The sequence below is a fragment of the Bacillus sp. AFS001701 genome, assembly GCF_002559405.1.
GTDB lineage: Bacteria > Bacillota > Bacilli > Bacillales > Bacillaceae_G > Gottfriedia.
Map to the genome: position 1 here is coordinate 1 of NZ_NTZO01000399.1, position 7,246 is coordinate 7,246.

At 31.3% G+C, this 7,246-nt stretch carries 10 protein-coding genes; all 10 read right to left on the reverse strand.

Annotation, left to right across the window (positions count from 1 at the left end; all coding sequences use genetic code 11):
• Window positions 1-290, reverse strand: a 290-nt coding sequence (locus CN514_RS20060) for a helix-turn-helix domain-containing protein (protein WP_141529442.1), incomplete at its 3' end; no start/stop codon positions are given.
• A 452-nt stretch (window positions 291-742) separates the two neighbouring features.
• Complete coding sequence (locus CN514_RS25875) at window positions 743-880, reverse strand: hypothetical protein (RefSeq protein ID WP_176525994.1); 138 nt, start codon at window positions 878-880, stop codon at window positions 743-745.
• A 117-nt stretch (window positions 881-997) separates the two neighbouring features.
• Window positions 998-2,161 carry an MFS transporter gene (locus CN514_RS20065; protein ID WP_098234105.1) on the reverse strand — a complete coding sequence of 388 codons (1,164 nt, stop codon included), beginning with the start codon at window positions 2,159-2,161 and terminating at the stop codon, window positions 998-1,000.
• A 123-nt stretch (window positions 2,162-2,284) separates the two neighbouring features.
• A complete protein-coding gene (locus CN514_RS20070) occupies window positions 2,285-2,656 on the reverse strand; it encodes an ArsR/SmtB family transcription factor (RefSeq protein WP_098234106.1) in 372 nt (123 codons plus the stop codon).
• Window positions 2,656-3,081, reverse strand: a complete 426-nt coding sequence (locus CN514_RS20075) for an SRPBCC family protein (RefSeq protein ID WP_069033304.1) — start codon at window positions 3,079-3,081, stop codon at window positions 2,656-2,658. The genes CN514_RS20070 and CN514_RS20075 overlap by 1 nt, the downstream gene beginning before the upstream one ends.
• Before the next feature lie 318 nt (window positions 3,082-3,399).
• Window positions 3,400-3,750, reverse strand: a complete 351-nt coding sequence (locus tag CN514_RS20080) for a GNAT family N-acetyltransferase (RefSeq protein WP_286141775.1) — start codon at window positions 3,748-3,750, stop codon at window positions 3,400-3,402.
• Window positions 3,751-3,879: 129 nt separating this feature from the next.
• Window positions 3,880-4,170, reverse strand: a complete 291-nt coding sequence (locus CN514_RS20085) for a hypothetical protein (RefSeq protein WP_098234107.1) — start codon at window positions 4,168-4,170, stop codon at window positions 3,880-3,882.
• Window positions 4,171-4,359: 189 nt separating this feature from the next.
• Window positions 4,360-5,556: a CapA family protein gene (locus CN514_RS20090; protein ID WP_098234108.1), complete on the reverse strand. Its 1,197-nt coding sequence runs from the start codon at window positions 5,554-5,556 to the stop codon at window positions 4,360-4,362.
• Between the two features lie 336 nt (window positions 5,557-5,892).
• The gene (locus CN514_RS20095; RefSeq protein WP_098234109.1) at window positions 5,893-6,930 is read right to left on the reverse strand and encodes a hypothetical protein; all 1,038 of its coding nucleotides are present in this window, start codon (window positions 6,928-6,930) and stop codon (window positions 5,893-5,895) included.
• Window positions 6,931-7,018: 88 nt separating this feature from the next.
• A partial coding sequence (locus CN514_RS20100; RefSeq protein ID WP_141529441.1) for an ATP-binding protein occupies window positions 7,019-7,246 on the reverse strand: 228 nt, incomplete at its 5' end.

Here is a 7,246-nt window from a genome sequence, read left to right on the forward strand (position 1 = left end):
TCTGCTAACCCTTTAAAGAACTTTTCATACGCATGACAAAGATCTTTTATCGCTTGTTTTGTAATATTATTCGATACTTCATACAACCAAGAAAATTCTTCAATTTGTTTTAAACCAGTCAATTCTTTTCTTAACAGGCCATCAGAAATAAACTTCCCACTGTTTTTATAACTTTCTTCTTGCTTAGCCAATGCCCAGTTATAAGCCCATCTCGCAGTTCTCACTGATTTCCATAATTGTGTTTCTTGTTCTTTAGTTGGTCTTAATCTTACTCTTTTTGCAAGTATCAATGTTTTATTCATATTATTAAGAGTTTGTTCAGTTCCACCGATCGAATCAACTTTCAAATTACTCACCTCATGTATTCTATATAAACACAATGAGTGATTTGCATTTAGAACAAATTGTGATATTTTTAAAAACTTTTATAAATTTAAATTAACAGTTGTTTACCTCCTTCTTCTATTAATCATATTTGATTAAAGTTTTAAATAACATAGACAAAATCAAAAAATGCAAATAAAAAAACGATACTCAATGTACCGCTTTTTAGTGTGTAGACAAAGTACTAAAAACTTGATTTTCAGACTGATTGCAAGCGCTTGTCTTTCGAGGCGCGAACCCTGGTGAGGAGTGGAGTTACCCTTACCGGTAATGAGCACCGCTCAACAGGCGAAGCAACGAAGAAAGCGCGCGTTTGGCGGGCAGTCTGAAGCGATACTCAAGGTATCGCTTTCTAATATTACTCAAAAATATAAGGATTACCGCTTAAATTATTTCTCATTTCTTCTGTTACTTGAATATCCTCTTGTTGAGAGTTTTGTTCAAATACTTCATCATTAATTCCACTACCATCATAATGTGCTGGTTTATTTTCCATTAAAATCACCTTCTAATTGTATTAGTTTTATGTTGTAAAACTTCATTATTAGAATAACCAATTCTGAAAAATAAATTATAAAAACGATGCAATAAAAAACGCATCGTTTCCATTTTTTTATATTAATTTAGTCTCTTTCACTTTATTTGTTAAAGCAAAAGAATAAATCGCAGAGAGTAAAGCAAAAATAACAATAATTCCTCCTACTAATGCGTTCATTGTTACTGTATATTGAGTAATTAGGATCCCACCTAAACTTGACCCTAAAGCAATTCCTGTATGAGAAAAAGAGTTATTTAAACCAACTTGAATATCGGCCGAATCTTTTGCTACCCTCGCTAGGCTATCTTGAACGGCTGGACTAATTGACCAAGATACAGTTCCCCAAAGAACAACTATAATAAATAAACTAATAATTGAACTAGGAGCAAAAGTTAAAGTTAAAATAGAAATAGCTAATAACCCTAAATTAAACACTAATGTTTTACTTCCACCAAATTTATCAGTAGACCAACCACCTAACCATCCACCTAAGATCCCTGCCATACCAAATACTAGTAAAACAATACTGATCATATTAGTAGATAATCCCATCGTTTTCATTAAGTATGGTGTAAAGTAAGTATAAATTGTAAAATGTCCTGTTAATTGTAAAAAAGAAATTAGTTGAATTGATAAAATACGTTTATTTTTTAGTGTTGCTACTTGCTTAATCAATGGGATTGTAGGCTGACCTTTAACTTTCGGTAAGAATTTATAAATCCCTAACATAGCCAATAAGCTTAATAAACCGACTAAAACAAATGTCATTCTCCAACCGAAGTTTTCACCGATCACTGTACCTAAAGGGACACCAAAAACTAGAGATGAACTGATTCCCATAAAAATAACGCCAATTGCTCTACCTCTAATTTCAGGCGAAACGATGTTTGTTGCAGTCGTTATTGAAACAACAATTACAACCGAGCAACTTGCTGCAAGTATAATACGTGCAATTAACAATACAGCGAAATTCGGACTAATGATGGAAAGAATATTTCCAAAGAAAAATACTGCCAATGCGATTAATAGTAATTTTTTACGTTCTATTTTTGAAGTGATCGCTATAAAAATAGGAGCTCCAAAAGCAAATACTACTGAAAAAATTGATACTAGTTGGCCAACCGCACCAACTGAAACATGTAAATCCCCTGCAATCATTGACAGTAAACCAGTAATAATAAACTCAACGGTTCCTGCGACAAATGTTGCAATAGCTAAAATATATATACTTTTATGCATTGCTTAACTCCTCAAGTATGACTATTCATTCATAATATTTTTTTGCCACATTAGTTTATTATATAGGTATAACTAAAAATGTCTATGCAAAAAAAACGAACCTATTTTAGATTCGTTTTGGAATTACTCTTCGTTACTGTCTTTATTTGATTTAACTAGTTTTATACTTTGATCTTCTTTATTTTCAACTAGATGTTGTAAGATGGATAATTTATTTGCCCAAAATTGCTCGTAATATGATAACCATTGTTTAATCTCTAAAAATGCTTCTGGTTGAAGTTTGTATCTTCTTTCTCTGCCAACTTTTCTTCCACTAATTAATTCAGCTTCTGAAAGGATATGGAGATGTTTTGCAATTGCTGTTCGACTCATTGGAAAATTACTTGATATCTCTGAAATCGGCAATTCATTATTAGCTAATAATTTAAGTACTTCTCTTCTAGTAGGATCGGCGATCGCTTGAAATACGTCATATTTTTGTGCAGAACTGGACACTAGTTTTCAACAACCTTTTTAAGCTTCTGTACAATACCAGCCCAACCACCATTCATATTGTCGCGTACTATACCACTTTTTTGGTTTGGTTTTGGAAGAATTTCATCAGCAGTTTTCCATCCACTATGGATTAACGTAAATTCAGTTTGATCCCCTAAATCTTTTAAATTAAATGATACTACCCACCCATCAACATCCCAAGTAAACGATACTCGATTTGGTTCGTCAATTTCTAAAACTTTACAAGGTGATGGACCGAATGGACCCTGTAAATGAAACTCGTGACCTACGACTGGTTTAAAATCATTTGGCATGAACCATGCAGATATACCTTCCGATGTGGAGACGACCTCCCAGACTTTTTGAATAGGTGCATTGTATATTAGAGTTTGTTTAATATCCTCAACTTGGTTTTGTACGCCCATTTCAATCCTTCTTTCTAGTTAATATAAAACCTTTTGGTTATATTTGAAATTATAGACAACCGTTTGGTTTCATGTCAATCTAATTTCACATATTTATTTTTTCTTTAAGTTATTAAATTATTAGAAATAGTTAAACCCTATCTTTATGAATTAATAAGTTATCCCCTAGACAATTTTAATAAAGTCTGGGGGATATTTAGTTTCCTCTTACCATCGTTATAAATTCAGCACGCTCAGTACAAAATTCATTTTCCATTTTAAATCCAAAATTTTCATAAAGTCGAATTGCTCTTTTATTAAACTTAGCAACAGTTAATCTTAGTGTGGAGGGATTCGTCGTTTCATGAATTCTTTCAAAAATAACTTGAAAAATTCACTCCCAAATCCTTTTCCCGTTGAATCTGGTCTAACTCCTAATCCGATATCAACCATCCTTTTTTCATAAACATCAAACTCATTCCCTTTTGGTACTTGAGCTGATTGACCAATACAATAAAAGCCAATTAAGTTTTCATCTTGATCAATAACTGCTAAATACTGATTATTTACTAGTTCATCTAGTCCTTCTTGACTTAATTCATTATTATAAAAATCGTAAGGGGGAGGATAACTCCAATTAAGAATTTCCGTAGCGTAAGACTCTGTCATATTTCTAATGTATAATTCCATGATTTCTCCTCATTATCTACTTATTAAAACAACTGCAAAAATAAAAAGCATTACTCATTTAAAATAGAGTAATGCTAGATTTAAATTAAAGTCTATCTAAACTTAACAACCTGATCCATCATAATAAAATTACGAAACTATCCTATTTCTAACAAAGAAGAATACTCCGATATTAATTAAAAAAATTCCTAAAAAGGCTGATAATAATAACTGAACACCCGAAATCAGGCTTGCATTATCACTAGCATAAAGGATCCACCAAATACTCGCAATGCCTAAGATGAATAGGTTAATATTAAATGCAATCGACATTGTAGCTAATACATTGTGTGTTTTATTTTGCATTTTAACTTCTACCCACACAGATAAAATCAAGGATACGAAAATAATACTAAGGAATTCAATAATCTGTAGATTCATTTCTTATTCCTCCTAAATTTTATTTGGCAATCAACTTACTATTAGGTTATTCTTTTGATTCGTTATAAAAGAAGAAATTCCTTCCAAAAAATAGCATTATCAGTTTAAATAAGGACTTTTACCTATAACTTTTGGTATAAAAGTCCATCCTTTATTAAAAAAAGCAACCCTTTAATGGATTGCTCTCTCTTATTTTTCATATTGAGTCCAACTAGATCCATGAATCTTGTTTGAAACATCGATTATTTTTTTCTTAACTCTTTGTTCTTCAGAGCCTTTTAAAAATAATGGTTGGTAATTGTTTCGGCTAGATACTGAAGAAATTGAAAATGGTACAACTTTTATTTCTTTTTGATTAGTGAGTATTCCATTATTTAAATGAAAAGTTTGTTGGAAAACAAATGTATCTTTATCTTTTGGATTTTTATTTCCGCCGAACATAAAATTCCCTAAACTATATACGATAAATTTCCCTTTATACTCTTCTATTCCTTGAACAACATGTGGGTGATGGCCAACTATTAAATCCGCTCCATGGTCAATAGCATAATGCGCTAAATTCTTTTGAGTACTATTTGGTACATAGTCTCTCTCGATTCCCCAATGGAAATGGATTAGAATAATTTTCACACCACTTTTTCTTAAATTTTGTATATCATTATTAATTTTAATCCTTAATTCAGGTGAATCATTCCAGCCTTCATAACCTAATGCAGCAACTTTAACGCCTTTAATGGTTGTTACATATTGGTTGCTATAGCCAAAATAACCTATTTTTTCTTTTTTCAAATTGGTAATCGTATCTTCAAAACCTTTTTGCAAATAATCATGACTATGGTTGTTAGCTAAATTGACCGCTTCAATACCACTTAAAGTTAATATTTTGGCATAAGAAGGATTACCTTTAAAACGAAATGTTTTAGTTGCTCTTATTTTTGCATTCGTTAACGTCGTTTCTAAATTAACAGTAGATAAATCATCTTGTTTAAAGATATTATTTAGCCCTTTTGTAAAATATTCTAATCCATTTTTATTTGCTTCTGCTGGAAAAGAATTAATATACTGAAAATCCTCATCTGATCCAAGTGTAAAATCGCCAGCTGCACTAATTTTTATAGTCGTTTCTATGTTTTCTGGTTTTGCCGTATTGTTATTTTCTGGCTTTTGAACTGGTGGCTTTATAGCTGGCTTTTTAATCGATTTTGGTTTATCTACTACTTTATTTTTAGTCGTCTCGTTTTTTACTAAATTGCTTTCTTCATAAACTTTCTTATATACAAAATAACTAAATCCTGATATACAGCCAAATAGAACTAATATCATAATCCAAATAAATATTTTTTTACTATTTCTTTTTTCAGTATTTTTATCCTTCCGACTCCTCATATGTTTTTATTTCTCCTTTTTATATCTTTGCTAGAAATATATTTTCGATTATTAGATAAATAAAAATTGTATTTCTTTTTAGTACGGATGCCTGAACCTCCCCTACTACATTTAGACAAAGATTTTACATAAAATCGCTCAAAATATTGATAAAGAAAAGTCGTCTACTAAACGAGCCTAAGCGAAGACAGAGGCGTAGTTGCACTTATACTTTATTCCTAAAATTTGTTACCACGCCTTAGTACGACTCATCGCTTCCAATTTATACTTACTTAAAGTGAAAAAAGAGAAAGTGAGCTTTTCTCTCACTTTCTATAGAAGAAACTATTTCGTTTCTTAATTTTTCAGCGTTAATACATATGCCACAAATTCATTTAGATTATCTTTTAACATCACTTTAGAAACCAATATTTTTTTACCGGATGGACTCCAAGTAATTGGCCCAGCAATCTCGTCTAAATCAGTCGATAATTGTGTTATCTTTCTAGATTTGACATCGATCGCGAATAATCCTCTTTCTCCCTTATCTTCCGAAATTACGGAAAAAGCTAATGTTTTGGAGTTTGGCGACCAACCTGCACCGAAAATTTGAGTTCCAGTAGCTAAAGATACGGTTTTCCTTCCATTTTCATCGGTAATAAATAACTCTCTTTTCGTTGCTGCAATTTTTCTAACAATAGCGAATTGCTTTTGATCTGGAGATGGAATAACCCATTCAACTTTTTGCTCGTTGTATTTTTTTCTTATTAAATTAACGTTATCAGAATTAGCATCAATCTTTTTTACTTGTCCATTTAGATCAGCTGAATACATTTGCTGAAATATTGTTGAATAAATGATTGTCTGATTGTCGATCCATCGTCCTTCTGTCGCAAATGCATAAATGGTATCAGGCTCTGACACTTTAACCTTCCCAGTTCCGTCAGAATTTATAATAAAACCTGTACCAGAATTTCCATCCTCTGTTTGCTTATAGAAAATATGCTTTTTATCAGGTGAAATAACGGCACCTACTTGATCATGCTCCTCACTTGCTAATACTTTTGATTTGTTAGTGTTCAGATCATATGAGAATAAATTAATGTGATAAGTATAATCACCATTATTTGTCATTACTGATTTTGGTAATTTCGTATTTTTTTGTTCAGTTAAAATTGTATGATCATCCAACCAATCCGTCCCACGAATACCCTCATAACGATCTATCTTCTCAAGAGCTAACTCGTTTGTTACAACCTCTTCATTCCCTGTTAATACGGTAATTTTTTTATGTTTTTTTTCAATTACTATATCTTCATTTTGACTTTGACATCCAGATATTAATAGTATTGTAATAACTAAAAAAAATACTTTAATCATGTTCTTTTTAAACATCACATCACCTTCCTACATTCGTACAAATTTTATGATACGTTTAGAATGTTTCTATTTTTAACAAATCATGTTTCCAATTTGTAAACTTTTACTTCGCTAACGGAAATGTAATGATAAAATTTGATCCGCTACCTTCTAACGATTCAACATGAATCGTACCATTTTGCTTTTCAATTAAATCCTTAGTTAAAGCAAGCCCTAAACCCGATCCACCAGATTGACGAGAACGATCTTTATTTACCGTAAAAAATGGTTCAAATATTTTATCCACTAATTCCGACGAAATACCAATACCCGTATCTGATATATTAATAAC